Source organism: Ralstonia sp. SA306, from assembly GCF_054792405.1.
Genome location: NZ_CP096451.1, coordinates 2,186,795 through 2,209,587, shown reverse-complemented (window position 1 = coordinate 2,209,587; position 22,793 = coordinate 2,186,795). Strand labels below are relative to the sequence as shown.

The 22,793-nt window shown below is 63.7% G+C and carries 24 protein-coding genes; 9 read left to right on the top strand and 15 right to left on the bottom strand.

The window, feature by feature from the left end; genetic code table 11:
* Both M1D44_RS10560 and M1D44_RS10555 read right to left on the bottom strand, forming a co-directional pair.
* A complete protein-coding gene (locus M1D44_RS10560; RefSeq protein WP_316853261.1) occupies positions 1-810 on the bottom strand; it encodes an ABC transporter permease in 810 nt (269 codons plus the stop codon).
* The gene (locus M1D44_RS10555; RefSeq protein WP_316853462.1) at positions 807-1,481 is read right to left on the bottom strand and encodes an ABC transporter ATP-binding protein; all 675 of its coding nucleotides are present in this window, start codon (positions 1,479-1,481) and stop codon (positions 807-809) included. Before M1D44_RS10555 ends, M1D44_RS10560 begins: the two co-directional genes overlap by 4 nt.
* Before the next feature lie 310 nt (positions 1,482-1,791).
* Here M1D44_RS10555 and M1D44_RS10550 point away from each other — a divergent pair, with 310 nt between their 5' ends.
* A complete protein-coding gene (locus M1D44_RS10550; protein WP_316853262.1) occupies positions 1,792-2,157 on the top strand; it encodes a hypothetical protein in 366 nt (121 codons plus the stop codon).
* A gap of 67 nt (positions 2,158-2,224) precedes the next feature.
* Here M1D44_RS10550 and M1D44_RS10545 read toward each other — a convergent pair whose 3' ends face one another.
* The 3 genes from M1D44_RS10545 to M1D44_RS10535 form a co-directional block, all read right to left on the bottom strand.
* Positions 2,225-2,752 carry a DUF3318 domain-containing protein gene (locus M1D44_RS10545; RefSeq protein ID WP_024976343.1) on the bottom strand — a complete coding sequence of 176 codons (528 nt, stop codon included), beginning with the start codon at positions 2,750-2,752 and terminating at the stop codon, positions 2,225-2,227.
* Positions 2,749-3,126 carry a phage holin family protein gene (locus M1D44_RS10540; protein ID WP_024976342.1) on the bottom strand — a complete coding sequence of 126 codons (378 nt, stop codon included), beginning with the start codon at positions 3,124-3,126 and terminating at the stop codon, positions 2,749-2,751. Before M1D44_RS10540 ends, M1D44_RS10545 begins: the two co-directional genes overlap by 4 nt.
* A 140-nt stretch (positions 3,127-3,266) precedes the next feature.
* Positions 3,267-3,593: an ElaB/YgaM/YqjD family protein gene (locus M1D44_RS10535; RefSeq protein WP_009238780.1), complete on the bottom strand. Its 327-nt coding sequence runs from the start codon at positions 3,591-3,593 to the stop codon at positions 3,267-3,269.
* Between the two features lie 281 nt (positions 3,594-3,874).
* On the opposite strand from M1D44_RS10535, the gene M1D44_RS10530 reads away from it, so the two are divergent.
* Positions 3,875-4,513, top strand: coding sequence for a peroxiredoxin (locus M1D44_RS10530; protein ID WP_024976341.1), 639 nt, complete (start codon positions 3,875-3,877; stop codon positions 4,511-4,513).
* A 159-nt stretch (positions 4,514-4,672) separates the two neighbouring features.
* Here the strand turns inward: M1D44_RS10530 and M1D44_RS10525 are convergent, their stop codons facing one another.
* Together M1D44_RS10525 and M1D44_RS10520 are read right to left on the bottom strand one after the other, a co-directional pair.
* Positions 4,673-6,055 (bottom strand): NCS2 family permease, encoded by a 1,383-nt coding sequence (locus tag M1D44_RS10525; protein WP_428984654.1) that lies wholly within the window; start codon positions 6,053-6,055, stop codon positions 4,673-4,675.
* A gap of 410 nt (positions 6,056-6,465) precedes the next feature.
* Positions 6,466-7,659 (bottom strand): acyl-CoA dehydrogenase, encoded by a 1,194-nt coding sequence (locus M1D44_RS10520; protein WP_024976339.1) that lies wholly within the window; start codon positions 7,657-7,659, stop codon positions 6,466-6,468.
* Positions 7,660-7,762: 103 nt separating this feature from the next.
* Between M1D44_RS10520 and M1D44_RS10515 the strand changes: the two genes are divergently transcribed.
* Positions 7,763-8,587 carry an IclR family transcriptional regulator gene (locus M1D44_RS10515; protein WP_316853263.1) on the top strand — a complete coding sequence of 275 codons (825 nt, stop codon included), beginning with the start codon at positions 7,763-7,765 and terminating at the stop codon, positions 8,585-8,587.
* Between the two features lie 10 nt (positions 8,588-8,597).
* On the opposite strand, the gene kynA is transcribed toward M1D44_RS10515, so the two are convergent.
* The 3 genes from kynA to kynB are packed head-to-tail and all read right to left on the bottom strand — an operon-like array spanning position 8,598 to position 11,402.
* Positions 8,598-9,434, bottom strand: a complete 837-nt coding sequence (kynA, locus tag M1D44_RS10510; RefSeq protein ID WP_419177598.1) for a tryptophan 2,3-dioxygenase — start codon at positions 9,432-9,434, stop codon at positions 8,598-8,600.
* Positions 9,435-9,474: 40 nt separating this feature from the next.
* A complete protein-coding gene (gene kynU, locus M1D44_RS10505) occupies positions 9,475-10,728 on the bottom strand; it encodes a kynureninase (RefSeq protein WP_024976336.1) in 1,254 nt (417 codons plus the stop codon).
* Positions 10,729-10,772: 44 nt separating this feature from the next.
* Positions 10,773-11,402: an arylformamidase gene (kynB, locus tag M1D44_RS10500; RefSeq protein WP_316853264.1), complete on the bottom strand. Its 630-nt coding sequence runs from the start codon at positions 11,400-11,402 to the stop codon at positions 10,773-10,775.
* Positions 11,403-11,550: 148 nt separating this feature from the next.
* On the opposite strand from kynB, the gene M1D44_RS10495 reads away from it, so the two are divergent.
* The gene (locus M1D44_RS10495; protein ID WP_316853265.1) at positions 11,551-12,078 is read left to right on the top strand and encodes an Lrp/AsnC family transcriptional regulator; all 528 of its coding nucleotides are present in this window, start codon (positions 11,551-11,553) and stop codon (positions 12,076-12,078) included.
* An 88-nt stretch (positions 12,079-12,166) separates the two neighbouring features.
* A complete protein-coding gene (locus tag M1D44_RS10490) occupies positions 12,167-12,373 on the top strand; it encodes a DUF3079 domain-containing protein (protein WP_024976333.1) in 207 nt (68 codons plus the stop codon).
* A 13-nt stretch (positions 12,374-12,386) separates the two neighbouring features.
* Here the strand turns inward: M1D44_RS10490 and M1D44_RS10485 are convergent, their stop codons facing one another.
* Positions 12,387-12,965: a flavin reductase family protein gene (locus tag M1D44_RS10485; RefSeq protein WP_024976332.1), complete on the bottom strand. Its 579-nt coding sequence runs from the start codon at positions 12,963-12,965 to the stop codon at positions 12,387-12,389.
* A gap of 181 nt (positions 12,966-13,146) precedes the next feature.
* On the opposite strand from M1D44_RS10485, the gene msrA reads away from it, so the two are divergent.
* The gene (msrA, locus tag M1D44_RS10480; RefSeq protein ID WP_102064738.1) at positions 13,147-13,707 is read left to right on the top strand and encodes a peptide-methionine (S)-S-oxide reductase MsrA; all 561 of its coding nucleotides are present in this window, start codon (positions 13,147-13,149) and stop codon (positions 13,705-13,707) included.
* Between the two features lie 15 nt (positions 13,708-13,722).
* Here the strand turns inward: msrA and M1D44_RS10475 are convergent, their stop codons facing one another.
* From M1D44_RS10475 to pdxH, 3 genes are all read right to left on the bottom strand, one after another.
* On the bottom strand, positions 13,723-14,808 hold the full coding sequence (locus tag M1D44_RS10475) for a DUF72 domain-containing protein (RefSeq protein WP_112185506.1): 1,086 nt from the start codon (positions 14,806-14,808) through the stop codon (positions 13,723-13,725).
* 4 nt (positions 14,809-14,812) lie between these two features.
* A complete protein-coding gene (locus tag M1D44_RS10470) occupies positions 14,813-16,033 on the bottom strand; it encodes an SAM-dependent methyltransferase (RefSeq protein WP_112185504.1) in 1,221 nt (406 codons plus the stop codon).
* 196 nt (positions 16,034-16,229) lie between these two features.
* On the bottom strand, positions 16,230-16,868 hold the full coding sequence (gene pdxH / locus M1D44_RS10465) for a pyridoxamine 5'-phosphate oxidase (protein ID WP_112186014.1): 639 nt from the start codon (positions 16,866-16,868) through the stop codon (positions 16,230-16,232).
* 208 nt (positions 16,869-17,076) lie between these two features.
* On the opposite strand from pdxH, the gene M1D44_RS10460 reads away from it, so the two are divergent.
* The 3 genes from M1D44_RS10460 to M1D44_RS10450 are packed head-to-tail and all read left to right on the top strand — an operon-like array spanning position 17,077 to position 20,457.
* Positions 17,077-17,562 (top strand): sugar dehydrogenase complex small subunit, encoded by a 486-nt coding sequence (locus tag M1D44_RS10460; RefSeq protein ID WP_316853266.1) that lies wholly within the window; start codon positions 17,077-17,079, stop codon positions 17,560-17,562.
* Positions 17,562-19,172: a GMC family oxidoreductase gene (locus M1D44_RS10455; RefSeq protein WP_112185500.1), complete on the top strand. Its 1,611-nt coding sequence runs from the start codon at positions 17,562-17,564 to the stop codon at positions 19,170-19,172. The genes M1D44_RS10460 and M1D44_RS10455 overlap by 1 nt, the downstream gene beginning before the upstream one ends.
* Before the next feature lies 1 nt (position 19,173).
* On the top strand, positions 19,174-20,457 hold the full coding sequence (locus M1D44_RS10450; protein WP_428984655.1) for a c-type cytochrome: 1,284 nt from the start codon (positions 19,174-19,176) through the stop codon (positions 20,455-20,457).
* 22 nt (positions 20,458-20,479) lie between these two features.
* Here M1D44_RS10450 and M1D44_RS10445 read toward each other — a convergent pair whose 3' ends face one another.
* Positions 20,480-22,765 carry an AsmA family protein gene (locus M1D44_RS10445; protein WP_316853267.1) on the bottom strand — a complete coding sequence of 762 codons (2,286 nt, stop codon included), beginning with the start codon at positions 22,763-22,765 and terminating at the stop codon, positions 20,480-20,482.
* Positions 22,766-22,793: the final 28 nt, after the last annotated feature.

Genomic DNA, 22,793 nt, shown 5'->3' with positions numbered 1-22,793 from the left:
TTATTTCGCTCCGACGCGTTGTGCGATGCGCGCGCTCAGCAGTTGGTGCTCGCGGCTGAATAACCGGCGATAGGCCAGCAGCACGGCCGCGACGGTCCCCAGCCCCGAAGACGCTGCGAGCAGGAACATGATGACGATCTGGTAGCGCACGGCCTCCAGCGGTGACTGCCCGGCCAGCACCTGGCCCGTCATCATGCCGGGCAGGCTCACCACGCCCACGACGGTCATCTGATTGATGATCGGTGTCATGCCGGCGCGCACGGCCGCGCGGGCGGCATCGCGCGCAGCCTCCCAGCGTGTGCCTCCCAGCGCAAGAATTGTCTCCACCTGGTCTCGCGTGGCCGTGAGTTCGCCGGTCATGCGCTCCAGTGCAAGGCCCACGCCGGTGAGCGTGTTTCCCAGAATCATCCCCATGATGGGGATGGCGTATTGCGGCTCATACCACGGCCGCGCATGCAGTACGACCACCAGCCCGATTGCCCCGATCAGCCATGTGCTGCCGAAGACTGACAACGTGCCGTCCAGCTGCAGGCCCGCATAGCCGCGCGCGCCCCGGCTGCCGGTGGCGTGTCCGGCAATCAACGTCATGACAGCCACGATGCCCAATACCACCGGCCAATACGCGTGGGCGAAGACCCATTCGAGCACGAAGCCTACCGCCAGCAACTGCACGACGGTGCGCACGGCCGCCCACGCCAGGCGGCGCTCGAGCCCAAGCCCCAGCCCGACGGATAGCGCGCCGTTCACGAGGATCAGCGCCGCCGCAATGCAGACCTGCAAGGCGGAAAGCGAGAGGTCTTGCCCGTTCATCGCGGGGGCTCCGTGTCGAGCTGTCCGGCAACCATGCGCCAATGCTGACCGCTGATGCGTTCCGCTTGCGCCGGGTCGTGCGTCACCCACATCCACGCATGCCGCTCGGGCGCCTGAGCGAACCAATGCTGCAAAAGCGCCTCAACGGCGCGTGCGGAGGCGGGGTCAAGGGCGGCCGTGGGTTCGTCGAGCAGCAGGACGGTCGGCCCTGTCTGCAGCGTGCGGACCAGCGCGGCGATCTGCGCTTCACCGCCGGAAAGATCGATGGCGTTCTTGTCGAGAAAGCTGGCGTCGCGCTGGGCACCCGCAAGCAGGGCGATGGCGGCGTCGCGATCGAATCCGGCGCCGTGTCGCCGCGCATGCAGGCGGTATGGCATCTGCAGGTTGTCTTCCACCGTACCGGGCAACAGCGCAGGGCGCTGGCGCACGTACGCCACGTGACAGCGATAGGCCGGAACGGCGCGCGGGCCAATCGCCTGGCCGTGCCATGTCACCTGCCCGCCATCGAGCGGATCCAGCAATGCCAGCGCGCGCAGCAGCACGCTCTTGCCCGCGCCGGATGGCCCGGTCAGCGCAATGCGATCGCCAGCCCGTACGGCAAGCGTGGCGGGTTGCAGCAGCGTGACACCGGTGCGTGCATCGCGGCGTTGGAGATGGGTGGCAGCCAGCATGGTGGGGCGAGTGTGTTGCGTACGGTACGGCATCAATGCGCCGCTTTTATGCATTATGCATATGAGCGGGTGAGGCGGTCCTCCGCCGTAATCCTGAACTCGCCTGCGCAGGCGCAGTGCCATCGCCGCATGGTTACGCCATCCGCGTGCCATGCGGAGTGGCCCTTAGCCCAAACGGAGCAGCCCCAAAGCGTTGACCGGTGGCCGATGTCGGACGAATCCGACATGCCATTCAGCAACGGGAGGGTCGCCATTTGCGCATGCGAGACATAGGATCGAAGCATCACTAGAAGAAGCGACGGAGGGCGCCATGGAGACCGACAAAGTGCAAGTTGCCCACCCATGGTGGCAGCCGGGAGTTTTTGCATCGGCGCCGGCCATTTTTCTGTGGATCTGCGCGGAGTTGCCTCCCGATATGCTCGGTGCCATCTTCCATGCGGGCACGTCGCCCGATTCCCTTCGGCATGTTGGTGACACGCTGTTTGTAGTTGGCTGGACTGCCAGCGGCGCGTTGATGTGGCATGGCCGGCGGCGCATCGGGCATGAGGCGGACGTGGCAGCGCAACCCGCTCCAGCCCAGGTTGATGCCACGGAGCAGGCGCACGGGCTCGCTGGTTTGCGCCAGAACATGGCCCGGCGGTGGGAGCGCATGCGCCATCCGATTCCGCTGCACTGATATTGCGCTGCCACAAACGAGAAAGGCCGGATTTGCTCCGGCCTTTTTTGGCGGGCGGGTAGCCCTCTCAGGAGGTGCTGCCCGGGATGATCTCGTTCGCGTCGGCATTAGACGCGGGCGTTGGCGCACTGACCGGCTCGCCTTGTGCATCCTGCCATTTTTTGTAGCCCCACCACGCCGCTCCGGCCACGATCCCCACCTTGCCGAGCTTGCGCGTGATCCGGCCGATGACGGTGCGGCGCAATCCTGCATATGCGAGTGACAGCGCCGTGCCAACCAGCGGATATTCACGCGCAATGCCCAGCGCTCGCATCAGGCCATTGGGGCGCGCCAGCGGGCGGATGAAGCTAGGGAGCAACGCGCCAAGGCCTCCCAGGCTGAACGTACGGCTGGTGGCGCGATGTACATCGTTGCGGGCTTGGGCGTAGTCGTAGCGCTCCAGCGCGGCGCGTGTCAGTAGCAATTCCTTGCGGACGCTTAGCGGCAGGCGCGTTTCGGCGCCGCGGCGTGATGGCCGTACATGATGTCGTGCACTCGATGCGGGTTCGTTCATAGACGGGCCGGGCGACGGCGTGTGTTCGGTCGGATCGGTCATCGGCGCAGGATCTCCCGGTCTTTGTCGAGTTCGGCCAGCGTGGCCTCGAACAGTGGCGGTGCGTTACGCAGCAGCGAGCGTACCTTCCACAGGCACGCCGCCGCGCCCAGCGCATACAGCGCGGCCATCACGGCAAGGGACTGCCAGCGATACGTATCCCAGCACAGGATGACCACCAGCGCCGTCAGCGTCATGATGGACAGGCCGATCAGGCTCACGGCCAGCATGCCCAGGAAGGCAGTACCGAGCAGCCGTTCTTTTTCTTCAGCCAGTTCGACGCTCGCCAGCTCGAGCCGCGTCTGCAGCATCGAGACGACCGTGCCGGCCAGTTTCTTCAAGGAAGCGAACAGCTTTGGGCTGGTGTCGTCGGTCATGAGGTGTTGAGAGGGTGCTAGGCCAATGGCGCCACTGCGGACGCAGCACGCGCCATGCCCGGAATGGAGCCGCCAAAATGCAACTGGCCGATGGCGCGATCCACAGGGCGCGCGCCATCGGCCAGAAAGGCTGCTGCGGGTTACTTGCGGTTGAGCAGCAGGCCGATCAGCAGGCCCACGCCGGCCGCCACGCCCACGGCTTGCCACGGATGATCGTGGACGTAGTCATCGGTGGCGCGTGCGGCAGCCTTGCTCTTGTGGACGACCGCGTCTTGCAGGTCCTGCGCCTTTTCCTTGGCTTGGCGGAGCATGCCCATGCCGCGTTCGCGCAGTTCGGCGGCCTTTTCGCCGCTGCTGGAGGCAGCTTGTTTGAGCAGGGTTTCAGCGTCGGACAGTACAGTCTTCACGTCGGTCATCAGTTTCTCCTTATTGACGGAATCGGCCAGGTTGGGGGAAGTGTTCGTCATGGTCGGGTCCTCGGTGTCGGGGGTAGTTCAATCGTCAATATCTTGGCGCGCTTATTCGCTAGCATATGTGTGAGCGCTGCGAAACTTCAAGCGCTCGCGTCGCGCGCACTGCGATGGATCAAGGCTTCGGTCATTGTCCGGCAATGTGCGCACGCCTTCCACCCTGTTGTCAGCAAATGCCGCGCCTAATGACGAAAAGTGATGTTGTTGTGAATTTATAGTCGTTTTGGTTGGATGGCAATCTGGCTATAGTGGTTCCCAATCTGTGTATGGAGGACACGATGTCTCTACGTTTGGGCGATATCGCCCCTGATTTCGAGCAGGATTCCAGCGAAGGCCGCATCAAGTTTCATGAGTGGCTGGGCAATAGCTGGGGCGTGCTTTTTTCGCACCCGGCCGATTACACGCCGGTCTGCACCACCGAACTGGGCCTGACCGCCAAGCTGAAGGATGAATTTGCCAAGCGCAATGTCAAGGCGATTGCGCTGTCGGTCGATTCGGTCGAGTCGCACAAGGGCTGGATCAACGATATCAATGAGACGCAGAACACCAGCGTCAACTTTCCGATCATTGCCGACCCCGATCGCAAGGTCTCGCAGTTGTACGACATGATTCATCCGAATGCGAGCGAGACCTTTACCGTGCGTTCGCTGTTCGTGATCGATCCGAACAAGAAGATTCGCCTGACGATTACGTATCCGGCCTCGACGGGGCGCAATTTCAATGAAGTGCTGCGCGTGATCGACTCGTTGCAGTTGACCGACAGCCACAGCGTGGCCACACCAGGCAACTGGCAAGACGGCGACGATGTGGTCATCGTGCCGTCGTTGAAGGACGAGGAAGTCTTAAAGCAGAAATTCCCGAAGGGCTACAAGGCGGTGCGGCCGTATCTGCGCCTGACGCCGCAGCCCAACAAGTGACCGTCTCCTTGGTAGTGTGATTGCGGCCCGGCCTAGTGCCGGGCGTTTTTGCGTCGGCATGACAATCTGACCGTGCGGTAACGCGCGGCGCAAAACAAAACCGGCCAGCCCTTTCGGGTCTGGCCGGTTTGTCTTTTGTGAAGACGGTTCAGTGTGCGATCAGATCGCCCAGCCGCCTGCGTAGAAGGCCACCAGCGCACCGGCAATCGCCACGGTGCCGATATTGAGCTTGCGCCATTCGCCAGCCACCAGGCGGCCGATCACCAGCGTGCTGAAGCCGAGCATGATGCCGGTGACGATGTTGCAGGTCAGCACGATGAACACGGCGCAGACCAGGCCGGACAGCGCGTCAACCATGTCGTCCATGTGCAGTTTGCTCACGCTGGAGAGCATCAGCAGGCCTACATACATCAGCGCCGGGGCCGTTGCGTACGACGGCACCAGGCCGGCCAGCGGCGAAAAGAACATCACCGCCAGGAACATCACGCCGACCACGACAGCCGTCAGGCCCGTCTTGCCGCCTGCTGCCACGCCAACCGTCGACTCGATGTAAGCCGCTGCAGGAGCGCCGCCGAAGAATGCCGAGAAGATCGAGCTGATCGAATCGGCCGTGAGGGCGCGGCCGCCGTTGATGATGTGGCCCTTGTCGTTGAGCAGACCGGCTTGGCCGGCCACGGCGCGGATCGTGCCGGTGGCATCGAACACAGCGGTCATCACCAGCGCCAGCACGCTCGGCAGCACGGCGGCCGTGAGGGCACCGCGGATATCCATTGCACCGATCAGCGAGGCGTGACCTGCGGCGGCGAGCGAAGGCACAGCGAACACGCCGGTGAACTTCACGGCCGGGTCAAAGATCAGGCCCAGGATCGAGATGGCAATAATCACGATCAGGATGCCGCCCGGCACACGACGACGCTCCATGCCGAAGATGGCGGCCAGACCCAGTACCGACATCATGACCGGGAAGGCGGTGACGTGGCCAAGCGCAACGGGCAGGCCTTCGCTGGCGTTCTTGACCACCAGACCGACGTCGTTGGAGGCGATCAGCAGCAGGAACAGGCCGATGCCGATGCCTGTGCCATGCGCCACGCCCGAAGGCAGATTGCGCAGGATCCAGGAGCGCACGCCCGTAGCCGAGATGGCCGTGAAGGCCACGCCCATCAGGAACACGGCGCCCAGCGCGATTTCCGGCGTCAGTTTTTGCCCAAGCACCAGGCCAAAGGCCATGAATGCGGTCAGCGAAATTGCGCAGCCGATGGCGATTGGCAGCTTGGCCCACAGGCCCATCAGCAGCGATCCGAAGGCAGTGGTCAGACATACAGCAACGAAGACTGCGCTGGTGTCAAAGCCGGCCTTGCCCAGCATGCCGGGCACGACAAACACGGCGTAGACCATCGCCATGAAGGTGGTGATGCCAGCCACGACCTCGCGCTTTTGCGTGCTGCCGCGTGCAGAAATCTGGAAATAGCGATCGATGGCACGCGCATCGGCGATGCCAGCGGCGCCAAGTTCCGTCGACGACGGAATGGACTGTTCAGCCATGGTGGGTTTGTCTCCTGGCAGGACTCCGCGCCGGCCGATCTGGGTCGTCCGCGTAAGGTGCCCTGTTCTGGTTTTGATATCGGTACGGGTGCCTGCGTACGCGCGCCGGCATTCTCCAGACCGTTGTCTCGCGATTGGTTTTGTCGCGTGGCGCTGCAATCTGCGTGTGGACTGCGCGCTCGTTCTATCGGTGTGAGGGGCGTGCGGCCCAACAATCCGCCGACACTTGGACCGAAGCATAGACGCGCGCTACCGCCGATTCATGCGGCGTGGCGTATCCCGGTCATTTGCAAATTGGTATATCGCGAGGGAAGGAGAACAACGGTGCCCAGGACGGGCGAGAGATGCAGCCAGGGGTGTGGCGAGTGGCGCACGAGTGTGCCCCAACTCGCCAGAAAAACAAAGCGCAATCAGAAGAAAGCCTGAATGCCGGTCTGTGCGCGGCCCAGGATCAGCGCGTGGATATCGTGGGTGCCTTCGTACGTATTCACCACTTCCAGATTCACCACGTGGCGGATCACGCCAAACTCATCGGAGATGCCGTTACCGCCCAGCATGTCGCGCGCCACGCGGGCGATGTCGAGCGACTTGCCACACGAGTTGCGCTTCATGATCGAGGTGATTTCCACCGCCGCCGTGCCTTCGTCCTTCATGCGGCCCAGACGCAGGCAGCCTTGCAGGCCGAGCGTGATTTCGGTCTGCATGTCGGCCAGCTTTTTCTGCACGAGCTGGTTGGCGGCGAGGGGGCGGCCGAACTGCTTGCGGTCCAGCACGTACTGGCGCGCGATGTGCCAGCAAGCTTCTGCAGCGCCCAGGGCGCCCCACGCGATGCCGTAGCGCGCCGAGTTCAGGCACGTGAACGGGCCCTTGAGGCCGCGCACGCCCGGCATCAGGTTTTCTTCCGGCACGAACACTTCGTCCAGCACGATTTCACCGGTGATCGACGTACGCAAGCCAACCTTGCCGTGGATGGCTGGTGCCGTCAGCCCCTTCCAGCCTTTCTCAAGGATGAAGCCGCGGATTTCGTCCTCGCCGTTCTCATTCGGCAGCTTGCCCCACACGACAAAGACATCGGCGATGGGCGAATTGGTGATCCACATCTTGGCGCCCGACAGCGAGTAGCCGCCGTCGACCTTCTTGGCGCGCGTGATCATCGAAGCCGGGTCGGAGCCGTGGTTCGGCTCAGTCAAACCAAAGCAGCCGATCCACTCGCCGGTTGCCAGCTTGGGCAGGTACTTCTGTTTTTGCGCTTCGCTACCGAATTCATAGATCGGCACCATCACCAGCGACGACTGCACGCTCATCATCGAGCGATAGCCCGAATCCACACGTTCGACTTCGCGCGCGATCAGGCCGTAGCTGACGTAGTTCAGGCCCGGGCCACCGTACTGCTCGGGAATCGTCGGGCCTAGCAGGCCCAGCTCGCCCATCTCACGAAAGATCGATGCGTCGGTCTTCTCATGCCGGAACGACTCCAGCACGCGCGGCATCAGCTTGTCCTGGCAGTACGACGCGGCGGCGTCGCGCACCATGCGCTCGTCGTCGGTCAGTTGTTGGTCGAGCAGCAGCGGGTCGGCCCAATTGAAGGCGTTGCGAGCAGTCACAGCGGTAGTCTCCGAGTCTTTGTTGTTCCGTCATACGGAACACAGTTTCGAAATTTAGAGCTATCATAGCGCAAGCACCGACAATTTCCAGGGCTTTTTTGCCATGAGCACAACCCGTCTCCCTGATCCCGAATTCGATACGGCGCCCGCCGAGTCGAGCGATCCGAATTTCGTCACGGCACTGGCGCGCGGGCTGGAGTTACTGCGCGCATTCCGCCCGGGCGACACGCTGCTCGGCAACCAGGAATTCGTGCGGCGCACCGGCTTTCCCAAAGCCACGGTGAGCCGGCTGGCCGGCACGCTGGTGTCGCTTGGCTACCTGCGTTACGACGATGCGCTCGGCAAATACGGACTCGACGCCGGTGTGCTCGCGCTTGGTTTTGCTTACCTCGCATCGAGCGACGTAATCCAGCTTGCGCGGCCGCACATGAGCGCGTTTGCGCAGCGCTTTGGCGTATCGATCTCGCTAGGCAAGCGAGATCGGCTGGACATGGTGTATCTGGAAACGATCCGTCATGACAGCCCTTCGATGAGCGGGTCGTCCGGGCTGGGCGTAGGCTCGCGGCTGTCGCTGCTGTCGAGTTCGATGGGGCGGGCGTATCTGGCTTCGTTGGCTGCAGCGCGGCGTGAGCGCCTGTACGAAGCACTGCGCACGCAGCAGCCGGCGCAGTGGGCGGCAGAAGGTGCCGCCGCAGATGACGCAGTGAAAGCCGGCATACGCAATGGGTATGCCGTATCGCTGCGCGACTGGCATCCAGCCATCCACGCGTGTGCGGTGGCGTTCTTCGCGCCGAGCCAGCGCGAGCCTTACGTGGTGAGCTGCAGCGCGCCTTACACGGCCGCCGACGGGGAACGCATTCGCGACGAGCTGGCCCCCGCGCTGCGCGAGTTCGCGGCAAGGCTCGGCCAAGTGGTCGAGCCAGCCTGAGCCGCGTCGATCAAAGGTCCGTGCGCAGCTTCCAAAGCTCCGGAAACAACACGACATCCAGCATCTTCCGCAGGTAGCCGACACCCTCGGTGCCGCCCGTGCCGCGCTTGAAGCCAATCACGCGCTCCACCGTAGTCACATGCCGGAAGCGCCATTGCCGGAACGCGTCTTCCAGATCGACGAACTTCTCGGCCAGTTCGTACAGCTCCCAATGGTGCGTCGGGTCGCGATAGACCTCCAGCCACGCCGCTTCCACCGAAGCGTTGTAGGTGACCGGGCGCGACCAGTCACGCTCGACGCAATCCGCGTCGAACGCAAAGCCGTGGCGCGCCATGTAACGCACGGCTTCGTCATACAGCGACGGCGTTTCCAATGCAGTCTTGACCTGTTCGTAATGCTCGGTGCGGTGCGCATGTGGCTTGAGCATCGCCGCGTTCTTGTTGCCGAGAATGAACTCGATCTCGCGGTACTGATACGACTGGAAGCCCGACGATTGCCCGAGGTGCGGGCGCATGGCCGAGTATTCCGGCGGCGTCATCGTGGCGAGCACGTTCCACGCCTGCACCAGCTGATCCATGATGCGCGACACGCGCGCCAGCATCTTGAAGGCGGGCGGCAGGTTGTCATTGCGCACGCAATCCCGCGCGGCGCGCAGCTCGTGCAGCATCAGCTTCATCCACAGCTCGGTGGTCTGATGCTGGACGATAAACAGCATCTCGTTGTGGTCTGGTGAGCGCGGGTGTTGCGCGTTCAGGATCTGGTCGAGCGCGAGGTAGTCGCCGTAGCTCATCGATTTCGAGAAATCGAGCTGTGCGTCGTGCCAGCCTTCGCCCGGGGCGGCATGCATTGGGCAGCCCGATGCTGCAGGTTGATTTGGGTTCGACATCTCAGGTCACCAGCGTACGTTCGTTGAATTGGGCCGATTGCCATGCGCCGGTCTCCAGCACATCGCGCAGCACCTCCACGGCATCCCACACATCGGCAAAGCTCGTGTACAGCGGCGTGAAACCGAAACGCATGATGCGCGGCTCGCGGTAGTCGCCGATCACGCCTCGCTCGATCAGTGCCTGCACCACGGCATAGCCGTTGGGGTGTTCGTAGCTGACGTGACTGCCGCGTACGGCGTGCTCACGCGGCGTGACGAGCGTGAGCGGGAAGCCTGCGCAGCGCGTTTCCACCAGCGTGATGAAGAGGTCAGTCAGCGCAAGCGATTTGGCGCGCAGCGCGGCCATCGACGTCTGCGCGAAGATGTCGAGCCCGCATTCCACCATCGCCATCGAGGTGATCGGCTGCGTGCCGCACAGGAAGCGGCCGATGCCGGCGTCGGCTGTGTAGCGCGACTCCATCGCGAAGGGCCGTGCATGGCCCCACCAGCCCGACAGCGGCTGCCAGAAGCGCTCGCGCAGTGCCGGTGCCACCCACACGAAGGCCGGCGAGCCTGGGCCGCCGTTCAGATACTTGTAGGTACAGCCGATGGCGTAATCCGCACCGCCTGCGTGCAGGTCCACGGGTACGGCGCCGGCCGAATGCGCGAGATCCCAGATGGCCAGGGCGCCGTGCTTGTGCGCCAGCGCAGAGACAGCCGCCATGTCGTACATGTGCCCGCTCTTGTAGTTGACGTGCGTGAGCATGGTGACGGCGACGTCGTCGCCCAGCGCGCCTTCCAGCTCTTCCGGCGAATCGATCAGTCGCAGCTTGTAGCCGTCGCGCAGCATATCGGCCAGTCCTTCCGCGATGTACAGATCGGTCGGGAAGTTGTGCGTTTCCGAAACGATGATCTTGCGGTCTGGCGCGTCTTCGCGCTGCACGCGAATCGCCGCGGCAAGCACCTTGAACAGGTTGATCGACGTGGTGTCGGTGACGACGACTTCATCTTCGCGCGCACCAATCAGCGGTGCCAGTTTGTTGCCGAGGCGGCGCGGCAGTTCAAACCAGCCGGCTTGGTTCCAGCTGCGGATGAGACCGTCGCCCCATTCGCTGGCGACGACTTCCTGCGCGCGAGCGAGAGCAGCTTTCGGACGTGCGCCGAGCGAGTTGCCGTCCAGATAGATCACGCCGTTGGGCAGTGCAAAGGCGTCGCGCAGCGAGCCGATGGGATCGGCCGCGTCGCGTTCGAGGCAGGAGTTGCGGGTGATTGTCATGTGAATGCGGGGGCGAAGTGATTGGTGTTCTGTCGTGGTATCGATCAGGGCAGGCTGCGGAGCACGGCGCGCACCGGGCTTGCATCGAGGGTGGCGAACTTGAGGGGCAGGGCGATCAGTTCGTAATCGCCGGCGGGCACGTCGTCGAGCACGAGTCCTTCGAGGATGGCGAGGCCGTGCTTGCCGACGGCGTGGTGCGCGTCCATGGTCTTGGAGGTTTGCGGATCAAGCGAGGCGGTGTCGACGCCGATGAGCTTCACGCCGTGGGCAGCCAGCAGCGCGATGGTCTCGGGCGCAACGGCGGCAAAGTGGTCGTCCCACGCGTTCTGCGGCATGTGTGCGTACGTGCGCAGCAGCACGCGCGGCGGTGCGCCAGTCAGCGCTTCACGCACGTGTTCCGGCTCAACGCGCGCTACGCCCACGCAGTGGATGACGCGGCATGGGCCAAGGTAAGCGTCCAGCGGCACCTGCCCGATGGCAGCGCCGTCGGCGCGGTAGTGGAGCGGAGCATCGGCATGCGCGCCCGTATGCGGCGAGAGCGTGATGCGCCCGACGTTGACCGGGCAGTCGCCTTCCAACTTCCACGCAATTTCCTGCGAAAACGGCGTGTCGCCGGGCCACGTGGGCGTGGCGGGCGAAAGGTCGGGGCTGATGTCCCACAAAGTGCGTTCCAAGGCGGCTCCAGGGCGGAAAATTCGTTGAATCCGTGCCGAAATGATAGGGAAAACCACGCGCAATTGGTGTGCATAATCGTGCGTGCTATTTCAATGAATTCGCATAAAATTCAACATATCAAAGAAATCACGCAAAGAACGACGACAGATGCAACTCGATACCACCGATCTGCGCATTCTGCAGGTATTGCAGGAAGACGGCCGCATTAGCAACCAGGACTTAGCCGAGCGCGTGGCGTTGTCGCCATCAGCTTGCCTGCGGCGTGTGCGGATGCTGGAAGAGGGCGGAGCCATCACCGGTTATCGGGCGCAACTGGGTCGCGCGGCACTGGGGCTGGAACTGGAAGCCATCGTGCAGGTGTCGATGCGCCAGGACGTGACGGGTTGGCACGAGACGTTCATGGCCGCCGTGCAGAGTTGGCCCGAGATCGTGGCCGCTTACATCATCACCGGGGATTGCAACTACATCCTGCGCGTGCAGGCGCCCAACCTGCAGCACTACTCGGAGTTCATCATCGAGCGGCTGTACAAGACGCCCGGCGTGATGGACATCCGCTCGAATATCGTCCTGCGTACCATCAAGGACCGCGATGGCGGCTTGGAGCTGCTGATGGAAGCGCGTGGCGTGCGCCCGCTGGAGGGCGGGGCGGCGAGCAAGCGCGGGAAGGCAAAGTAGAAGCTAGCGCTGGAGTTTCTGACGAGAATCAATCCCCTACTGCAAGCATGCGCGGATAGTGGCCCTGTGTTGTCGACCGGAGCGGGCCATGGCCAAGAAGTTTCCGCTGCATCCTGTGCATCCTGAGCGCATCTGCTGGGGCTGCGACAAGTATTGCTCCACCGACGCCCTGGGCTGCGGCAACGGCTCGGGCCGCACGCAGCACCCCGCCGAACTGCTGGGCGACGACTGGTACGAATTCGGGGATTGGGGCATCGAGGCGGAAGCGCCGCAGAAGGCAGCGACTTCTACGTGATGTGGCCGGAGGATCAGTCGCCGATGTGCGTGAGCGACGAAAACGCGCCGCGATGGAACACCAGCGGTGCGCCGTCCGCGTCGATCACGCCGCAGCGCTCGACTTCACCCACGAAGATGACGTGGTCTCCTTCGTCATATCGGCTGCGGTTATGGCACTCGAACCACGCCAGCGATTGCGCGAGGATCGGCAAGCCGGTTGGGCTCAGGCGATAGTCGATGTTGGCAAAGCGGTCGCCTTTGAGCGTGGCGAAGCGCTTGCACAGGTCCAACTGCTCGGCCGCCAGGATATTGATGACGTAGTGCGAGCCGGCGTGGAACAGCGGAAATGAATTGGCCTGCGTGCCCAGGCTCCACAGCACCAGCGGCGGATCCAGCGACACCGAATTGAACGAGCTGGCCGTCACCCCAACGAACGCCGGCGTACCCGGCCGGCCTTCAGAGCGCGTGGTAACCACCGTCACCCCGGTAGCAAACTGGGACAGTGCATGCCGGAAGTGCGCGGCGTCAAAATCGGGCGGGGTGGCGCGGCCATGTGGGCGTCGATGTGACGACGCCTCGCGCGCGGAGGATTCCGGGGCGCGCGCATCCATGGGAATGGCTCCGTGTTGGTCCATGAAAACTACCGAAAGTAATACTCAATTGTAACGGACGCCCGATAGGCCGCGTCGGGGTAGGGCTTTGCGTGGTCCTGCGATCACATGAGGCTGCCTGTGTCAGGATGAGGGTCTTCGACCGACCAATGGCAGCCTAATCAACCGCAGGAGAATTCGAATGACTGAACAACGCGCCCTTGAAACCGCCGTTCTGGGCGGCGGCTGCTTCTGGTGCCTGGAAGCCGTGTTCCAGCAGGTGCAAGGCGTGCAAAACGTGGTGTCCGGCTATGCCGGTGGCCATGTCGATCGTCCGAGTTACCGTGCCGTATGCAATGGCAACACCGGCCATGCTGAAGTGGTGGCCGTGAAGTTCGACCCGGCCGTGATCCCGTATCGCGAGATTCTCGACATCTTCTTCGCCATTCACGACCCGACCACCGTGGATCGCCAGGGCAACGATGTCGGCCCGCAATACCGTTCGGCTATCTTTGCGCAAACGCCCGAGCAATTGGCGACGGCACGCACGGCCATTGCCGAACTGGGCGCCAGCGATATCTTTGAAGCGCCCATCGTGACGGAACTGGTGGATGCCGCTGACGGCAAGGTGACCTTCTGGCGCGCGGAAGACGAGCACCAGAACTACTTCCGCGACCACCCGGCACAAGGCTACTGTGCGTTCGTGATCTCGCCCAAGGTGGCGAAGTTCCGCAAGCAGTTCGCGCACCGCTTGCAGGGTTAGGAGATGGCGCCGAGGCTACGCTGCGTCCGCCGGCAGGCGCGCGGCAATGGCCTCGGCCAGCTTGATGCACGACAACGGGGACGATCCTTCCGCCTTGTTGCTGACCAGGATCGTCACCTTGCGCCCGGCCGCCAGCGCGCCGACTGCCATGTCAGCCAGCGTCTCGCGCGAGAGCGGGTCTTCATCGACGAGCTTGTTGAACGGTTTGTACGCCGCTTCGGCTTGCGCGTAGCGATAGCGGCTGTTCAGGTTCCAGCGCACCACCAGCGGGCCGCCCGCGCCCTCATCCAGCAGCGCAACGGCGGCGGCTTGCCGGTCCACCGCCGGCATCCGCTCATGCAGGCCGACGCAATAACGCACGCCTGCCGCGCGCAGCATCTTGATCAAGCGTGGCGTGAGCAGCGTGGCATCGCGCAATTCCACCGCGTAGACGGCATCGGGATTGAGTTGCGGATCGAGCGGCGGTAGGGCGGTCAGGAACGCCTCAAGCCGCTCTACAAAGCCGGTGGCATCTTCGGCCAGCGCGCCCAGCGGCGAGAGCTGAAACACCAGCGGCCCGCATCGCGTCCCGAGCCCGCGGGTGGCTGGCTCAACAAAATCGCGGATCGCAAATTCAGCATTCAGGAAGGCGGGATTGGCCATGCGCCCGCGCCCGTCCGATTCCCGAATCCACGCATCGCATACGGCAGAGGTGGCTTTGACGGCAAAGCGGAAATCTTCCGGCACGCTGGCCGCGTAAGCGACGTAGTCCGCCAAGGGGATCGGCGAATAGAAACCGCGATCGATGCTGACCGTGCGCAGCAACGGATGCTGGGCATAAGCCGCCAGGCCCTTGCGTGCGAGCATCGAATCGGAATACTCGCCCGCATACACCAGCCCGTCCCACCCCGGATACGACCACGACGACGTGCCAATGCGCAGGCCGCGCGGCAAGCGTTGCGCGAGCTCGGCCACTTCGGGTGCGACCGCTGCGGGCAGAACGCCTTGGCGGGTGGGGGAACGTTTGGTTTTCGGGGCGGACTTGCCGGGTTCGGCGGCCGCGCCGTCGCTGGGTATGGGCGGCGCGCCGAACAGATCGTCGATGGGGGAACTGGCAGTCAAATGGTTACGCGTAGATATAGCGGCGCGACCACGGGATCGACGTCGCCGATTTGCCGGCCTTCTGCAGCACGGTCTGGAAGATCGAGATTTCGTCGGCGTCGAAAGCGTGCGCGCAGCCGGCCAGGTAGACGCGCCAGATGCGGTATTTTTTCTCGCCCACCATCGCGCGGATGGTCTCGCCGTTGGTTTCGAAACGCTCAGCCCAGTGCTCAAGCGTGCGCGCATAGTGGCGGCGCAGGCTTTCAACGTCAAGCGCTTCCAGGCCGCCATCCTGCGCGGCGCTCAGCGCCAGCGAGATGTGCGGTAGTTCACCTTGCGGAAAGACGTAGCGATCGATGAAATCGCCGCCGCCCATCGAGCTCTCGCCGCCAGCCGTGTCGGACGACGTGATGCCGTGGTTCATGGCGACGCCGCCATCGGCCAGCAGATCGTGCATGCGGCGGAAATACCCGGGCAGGTTCTTGCGACCGACGTGCTCGAACATGCCGACGCTCGTGATGCGATCAAACTGGCCGGTGAGGTCGCGGTAGTCCTGGATGCGGATTTCGATCTGGTCTTGCAAGCCGGCCGCACGCACGCGTTCGGTGGCAAGCTCGTACTGGTTTTGCGACAGCGTCACGCCCAGGCAGCGCGCACCGTACTTCTGCGCGGCACGCAGCACCAGCGCGCCCCAGCCGCAGCCGATATCAAGCAGCGTTTGCCCGGGCTGCAAGCGGATCTTGGTGAGGATATGGTCGATTTTCTTGAGCTGCGCCTCGTCGAGCGTTTCATCGCCATTTTCGAAGTAAGCGCAGGAGTAGACCATGTTCTGGTCCAGCCACAGCTTGTAGAAATCGTTGGAAACGTCGTAGTGGTACTGGATCGACTCCCTGTCGCCTTCCTTCGTGTGGGCGAAGTGGCGTACCACGCGGGCCAGCGCGTTTCCACTGCTGACCGCAGCCGCAGAAGCCAGGCTGTAGCTCACGTTGATGATGTCGGCCAGCTTGCCGTCCAGATCGATCTTCTCCTGAACGTACGCCTCGCCAAGGTTGTTAAGCGTGGGGGACAGCAGCAGCGGCAGTGCGCTAGCTTCGCGCACGGTGAGCGTGACGCGGGGCTGCTCGAAGCGGCCCAGTTCATATTGATCACCGTTCCATAGCCGCAGGCGTAAAGGAAGGTCGGCAGACTCGCGGATTTCCTGGATCCACTGCTCGAGTTTGCGGTCAATCGCCTGTTGGAAAAACATGTCGACGCCTCCCTGATGTGCAAATGTTCGGGGCGGCCATCGGATTGCGGCCCGAACGGATCACATTAGCTTACGACAAAGTTTCCCATTGTGCTGTCTGGGTCTTACGGGCGCGTGCCGGGCCAATCCGCTGCCAGCAAGCGCCGTGCCGACATGACGCGATGCGCAATAACGTATTGCGCGTCTATGCGTCCGGCTACGGGGCGAGGCGGACGATCGTCCAGCTGCCGTCTGCCTGTTTGCGGTACTCCAGACGGTCGTGCAGGCGCGAAGGGCGGCCTTGCCAGAATTCCAGCCGCTCCGGCAGCAAACGATAACCGCCCCAGTGCGGCGGGCGCGGGGGGGAGTCGCCAAAGCGCTGGCTGTATTCGGCTTCGCGGGCTTCCAGCGTGGCGCGGTCGGGCACTTCGCTGCTCTGCTCCGACGCCCACGCCCCCAACCGAGAGCCTAGCGGCCGCGAGTGGTAATAGGCATCGCTCTCTGCGTCGCTCACTTTTTCGACGATGCCCTGGATGCGTACTTGCCGCTCCAGCCCGATCCAGTGGAACAGCAGCGCAGCGCGTGGGTTGGCGGCCAGTTCCTCGCCCTTGTGGCTGGCGTAATTGGTAAAAAAGGTGAAGCCGCGTTCGTCCAGATTCTTGAGCAGTACAATGCGCGCCGCCGGCTGGCCCTGCGCATCGACAGTGGCGAGCGTCATGGCGTTGACTTCGGCCACCTCGGCCTTCAGCGCCTCGTCGAACCAGCGTCGGAACTGGCGCAGGGGGTTGGCGTCGACGTCGGCAATGTCGAGCGAAGCGCGGGCGTAATCGGTGCGGATATCGGCAATGGAGGTCATGAGCGTGGCGGATGCAACATGCGAACGGGCCGAGTATAGACAAACATCGGCGGCCGCCGTTTGCGCCTGCGCAAGCACAGGCTGGCACGTTTCACGCTTCGGCGTCTGTTCTGGCGGTCCGCCGTGCGCCGCCTATATTGGCTAGTCAAGGGCGTCAGGCTGGCGCCGCCTGCCATGTTCCCCACAAAAATTTCAACAGGATGTCGAAATGGCCCCCCCTTCCCATTCTCCCGACACCGTCGCCGGCCTGACACGCCGCCAGTGGCTGCAGGGCACACTGGCGTTGGCTGCGGCCGGGCTGGCGGGCTCGCAGGTGCTGCGTGCGGTCGCCCAGGCCCCGACTGAATCGCTGGATGCATTCATGGCGTTGTCACAGGCACTGACGGCGCGGCCGGCGCTGGATCGCGGCGTCGGCACGCGGTTGCTGGCGGCGCTGGGCAAATCCAGCGCCGACTTTGCCGCGCAATTGCGGCCACTGGCACAGGCGTTGGCGGCGGGCTCGCTTTCCGATGCGCAGCAGAAGACCGCGCTGCAGATTCTGGAAGCGTGGTACCTGGGTGTGGTCGACGGCAATGTCGTCACGTACGAGCAAGCGCTGATGTACAGCGTGGTCTCCGACACGCTCGTCATCCGCACGTATTGCCCGAACCAGCCGGGCTTCTGGGCCGAGCCCCCTGTCGAGAGGCAAGTCTGATGGCCGATACCCAACAAGCCGATATCGTGGTGGTGGGCTCCGGCGTGGCCGGGGCGCTGGTGGCGTACGAACTGGCGCGCGCGGGCAAGTCGGTGCTGATGCTCGAAGCCGGTCCGCGCCTGCCGCGCTGGGAGATCGTCGAGCGCTTCCGCAACCAGGCCGACAAGATGGATTTCATGGCGCCGTATCCATCCACGCCCTGGGCACCGCACCCGGAATACGGGCCGCCCAACAACTACCTCGTGCTCAAGGGCGAGCATCAGTTCAACTCGCAGTACATCCGGGCGGTGGGCGGCACGACGTGGCACTGGGCCGCATCGACGTGGCGCTTTTTGCCGAATGATTTCAAGCTGCGCAGCGTGTACGGCATCGCGCGCGATTGGCCGATCCAGTATCAGGATCTGGAGCGCTATTACGGCCTGGCCGAAGAGGCGCTGGGCGTATGGGGGCCGAACGACGAAGACCTCGGCTCGCCGCGCAGCCAGCCGTATCCCATGGCTCCGCCTCCGCTCTCGTTCAATGAGCGCACGATCAAGGAAGCGCTCAATGCGCATGACGCGAGCTTCCACGTGGTGACCGAACCCGTGGCACGCAACAGCCGCCCGTACGACGGTCGCCCGACCTGCTGCGGCAACAACAATTGCATGCCGATCTGTCCGATCGGCGCGATGTACAACGGCATCGTCCATGTGGAGAAAGCCGAGCAGGCCGGCGCGCGGCTGATCGAGAACGCCGTTGTCTTCAAGCTCGAAGTCGGCCCCAACAAGCGCATCGTGGCCGCGCGCTACAAGGACTCGAAAGGCGCCGAGCACCGCGTGGAAGGCAAGTGGTTCGTGCTGGCCGCCAACGGCATCGAAACGCCGAAGCTGATGCTGATGTCGACCAGCCAGGATTTTCCGAAGGGCGTGGGCAACAGCTCCGACATGGTGGGGCGCAACCTGATGGACCACCCCGGCACCGGCGTGAGCTTCTATGCCGACCGCAAGCTATGGCCGGGACGCGGGCCGCAGGAAATGACCTCGCTGATCGGTTTTCGTGACGGGCCATTCCGTGCCACGCAGGCTGGCAAGAAGCTGCACCTGTCGAACATCTCGCGCATCGAGCAGGAGACGCAACGCATCTTCAAGGAAGGCAAGCTGATCAAGCCGGCCGAACTCGATGCGCGCATCCGCGACCAGGCCGCGCGCTACGTCCAGTTCGACAGTTTTCACGAGATCCTGCCGCTGCCCGAGAACCGCATCGTGCCGAGCGCGACGGAAGTGGATGCCATCGGCATTCCACGCCCCGAAATCACGTACCACATTGACGACTACGTCAAACGCAGCGCGGTGCATACGCGCGAGGTCTACGCGACGGCAGCGCAGGTGATGGGCGGCACCAATGTCGAATTCCACGACGACTTCGCGCCCAACAACCACATCACCGGCGCGACCATCATGGGTGCCGATCCGAAAGACTCCGTGGTCGACAAGGATTGCCGGACGTTTGATCATCCGAACCTGTTCATCAGCAGCAGTTCCACCATGCCGACCGTGGGCACCGTCAACGTGACGCTGACCATCGCGGCGCTGGCCCTGCGCATTGCTGACCAACTGAAGAAGGAGGCGTGAGATGAAATCGATCGCTTCTTTCTCGATGTTGTTGCTGACCGGCCTCGTGACGAATGCCTGGGCGAAGGACACACCGGCTGACGCTGCGCAGATCAAACGCGGTGAATACCTCGCGATTGTGGCGGACTGTGCGGCCTGCCATACGGCGCCCGGCGGCAAGCCCTTTGCCGGCGGCTTGCCGATGCAGATTCCGATGCTGGGCACCATTTACAGCAGCAACATCACGCCCGATGAGAAGACCGGCATCGGCAAATGGACCTACGAAGAATTCGAGCGCGCCGTGCGAAAAGGCGTGGACGACGACGGCGACAATCTGTATCCGGCCATGCCGTATCCGTCGTACGCGAAGATCAACGATGCGGACATGCGCGATCTCTATGCGTATTTCCACAACGGCGTGACGGCCGTGCAGAACGATCCGCCACCGAGCACGATCCGCTGGCCGCTGAACATGCGCTGGCCGCTCAAGCTGTGGAACCTCGTTTTCCTCAAGAGCGAGCCGTACACCCCGAAGGATGACAAGTCGCCGACGTGGAATCGCGGTGCGTACCTCACGCAAGGCCTCGCACACTGCGGCACGTGCCATACGCCGCGCGGCTTCGCCATGCAGGAGAAGGCACTGGACGAGCGCGGCAGCGGCTATCTTGCAGGCTCAACCCTCGCGGGCTGGACGGCATTCAACATCACGTCGGACCCAACGAGCGGCATCGGCGCCTGGAAGCCTGAACAGCTCGTCCAGTATCTGCGCACCGGCAGCGTGCCCGGCGTGGCGCAAGCCGCGGGGCCGATGGGCGAAGCGGTGCAGCACAGCTTTTCGCGGATGACCATGCAGGACGTCGAGTCCATCGCCGAATACCTGCGCACCGTGCCAGCGATAAGCAACAACCTTGAACGCGCACGACAGGATTGGGGCAAGCCTGCCACCGATGTGACCGCGCTGCGCGGCAAGCCCATCGAAACCACGATTGACGCCGCGCGCCTGTACCTTGGCAATTGCGCCACGTGTCACCAGGCTGATGGACGTGGCACGCCCGATGGCTATTACCCGCCGCTGCTGCACAACTCAGCGGTCGGCACGCGGGACACGACCAACCTTGTGCAGGTGATGTTGTTTGGCATTGAGCGCAAGGCAGGCGACAAGCACATCGGCATGCCGGCGTTTGGGCGTCAATTGTCCAACGAACAGCTCGCCGCGCTGACGAACTACGTCACGCGCCAGTTTGGCGATCCGGCCACCCCGGCGGTGACGGCGGAGGCCATCGCAAAGCGGCGTTCAGCGAAGTAGCGGCGACGGTGCCGGCGGCAAGTCAGCCGCCGGTCGTGTGCGGGTCGCGCGACGCGGGTGCTGCGGGACGCTGGGGCACAGCGGTCTTGCCCGAGTCGGGCTGCGTCGATTTCAAATCGCCTTCCGGCGTGCGGCCCGGGTTCTTGCTGTGATACGTCTTGCCCGGCGGCGGCGCAGTCGGGCGTTGGCGCACATCGGCGAGCAGCTTGCCGCAGGCGCTCTCCGGTGCAGGCTTGAGCTCAAGCACCGGCAGTACCGCCGCCACCGGCGCCGTCAATGCCAGCGCCACTGCGCCGCCTGCCCGTAGCGCCACGACTGCCGGGTTAATCGACACATCCGGATGCTTGTATGTGCCCTTCACATACAGCGGTGTGCGAAGCGAAAACACGCGCAGCCCCTTCGAATCCGGATGAATGGTGAAGTCCAGCGCTTCCTGCCTGAAGCTCGTCGCGCCGGTTACGTCGATGACGGCATCCTGCGTATCCACCACAAACGTGCGCGCCTGCGCCAGACCATTGCTCACAGCAAAGTCGCCCGCCGCGCAGTTGATGGTGACCTGCTTGTCGCCAAAGAGCTTGGTCAGGATCACGTTGCCCACGTTCAGCCCCATGGCTTCCAGGATGAACTTGCTGATGGTGCCTTGCTCCACCAGGATCTTCACCTCGCCGTTGGATGAACCGAGCAGCGCCGCCACCGAGTTGCCCGTGGCTGAGAGCCGCGCATCGCCGTTGATCTCGCCCACGCTGGCGCGCACCGATTCGATCTTCGGGAACAGTTGTTTGATCTTGAAGTGCCGTGCCGCCAGCGCGGCGCGAGCCTGCATGGGCGTGGCGTGTCCGTCGAGCTGGATGGTGGAGGAAAGCGTGCCGCCCGCGATGCCGAAGTTGAGTGGGTCGAGTGTGAGCAGGGCGTCCTGCAGCTTGACGTGCGTAACGAGGTGGTTGATCGGCAGATCTGCTGTGTGGACGATGCGCTCGCCTGTGAACTTCACGTCGGCATCAATGGCGTTCCAGCGATCGGTACGGAAGGGCTCGACCGGCAGCACCTTGTCGGCCGGCTGGCGCACGGTTTTGCTGTCACCTGGGTCGGCGCTCGGGTCGGCGCGCTTGGCCTTGCTGGCGTTGGAGTCGGCACCGATGATTGGCGCGAGGTCGGCGAACAGCAATTGATGCGAAACGAGTTCGCCTGTCAATTGCGGACGGGGCTCGCGCATCGCAAAGGTAAGCGTGCCGCCCAGATCGGAGCCGCCCACGCGGCCCGAGAATTTCTCGTAGCGCCACGTCGATCCTTGCTTGCGCAGTTCACCGATCAGCCGGCCGCGGGTGTCGAACGGCGGCGTATCCGGCAGCACCACGCCGGTCAGCGGATACAACTGCGCCATGCTTGCGCCCGACAGGTGCAGGCGTAAGTCGATGGCCGTCAGGCTGGCGGGGTTGGTGAGCGTGCCTGCCAGGTCGATACGCGTCTTACCGACCGTCACGTCGGCCTGCAGCGGGTAGGGCCGTTGTGCCTCCTGCAGGCGCAGCACGCCACCGGCCTTGCCGCTGCCCTTGATGGTGGCGTTGTTGTAGGTGCCCTTGACCGTCCACGCGATGCCGTAAGGCTGCTGCGGATCCGGCTCCGCCCGCGTCTGCGCGGCGGTATCGGATGCTGCCGTGCCGGATGCAGCCGGCACTCCGCCGGGCTGGTCCGCGCTCTTGATGGCGGTGCCGTTGGCGGCGGTGTATAGCGTCTGGTTGTCGACGGTGTCGATGGCCGCTGTCAGGTGAATGCGCTTGATGTCATCGTCCAGGGCCAGCGAGCCCTTGCTGAAGGCGATCTCGCGCAGGTCCAGCTTCCAGTCCGACGGCTTCTTGTTGTCGCCCTCGCTGCCCGCCAGATCGAACGTCCAGTTGTTGCGGTTCTGCTTGTCGCGCTCCAGCGCAATGGCGGGCGTGTCCAGTGTCACGCTGGGGATGACGATGCGATGCGCCAGCAGCGGCAGCGCCTCCAGCACAAACGTGAGTTGATGGATGGTGGCCACGTTCGGCTGCTTGGCCCAATCCGGGTTTCCGATGGTGATGTCGTTGGCAATCAGTCGTGGCCAGGGCACATATGCACGCCAGCCGGATTCGCCTTCGGGCTTCTTCCACGTGAGCATCAGATCGCCGTTGATGGCGAAGGGGCGCCCGATGGCTTGCGAGACGCGATCATTCAGATACGGCTTTGCGCGGTTCCAGTCGAACGTCAGCACAAAGATGACCGCCGCTGCCACGATGACGACGGGTGTGATGACCAGTCCGAGGGCGAGTTTGCCGGATGTACGCATCGTCGTTTTGTTGGTATTGGCACAAAAA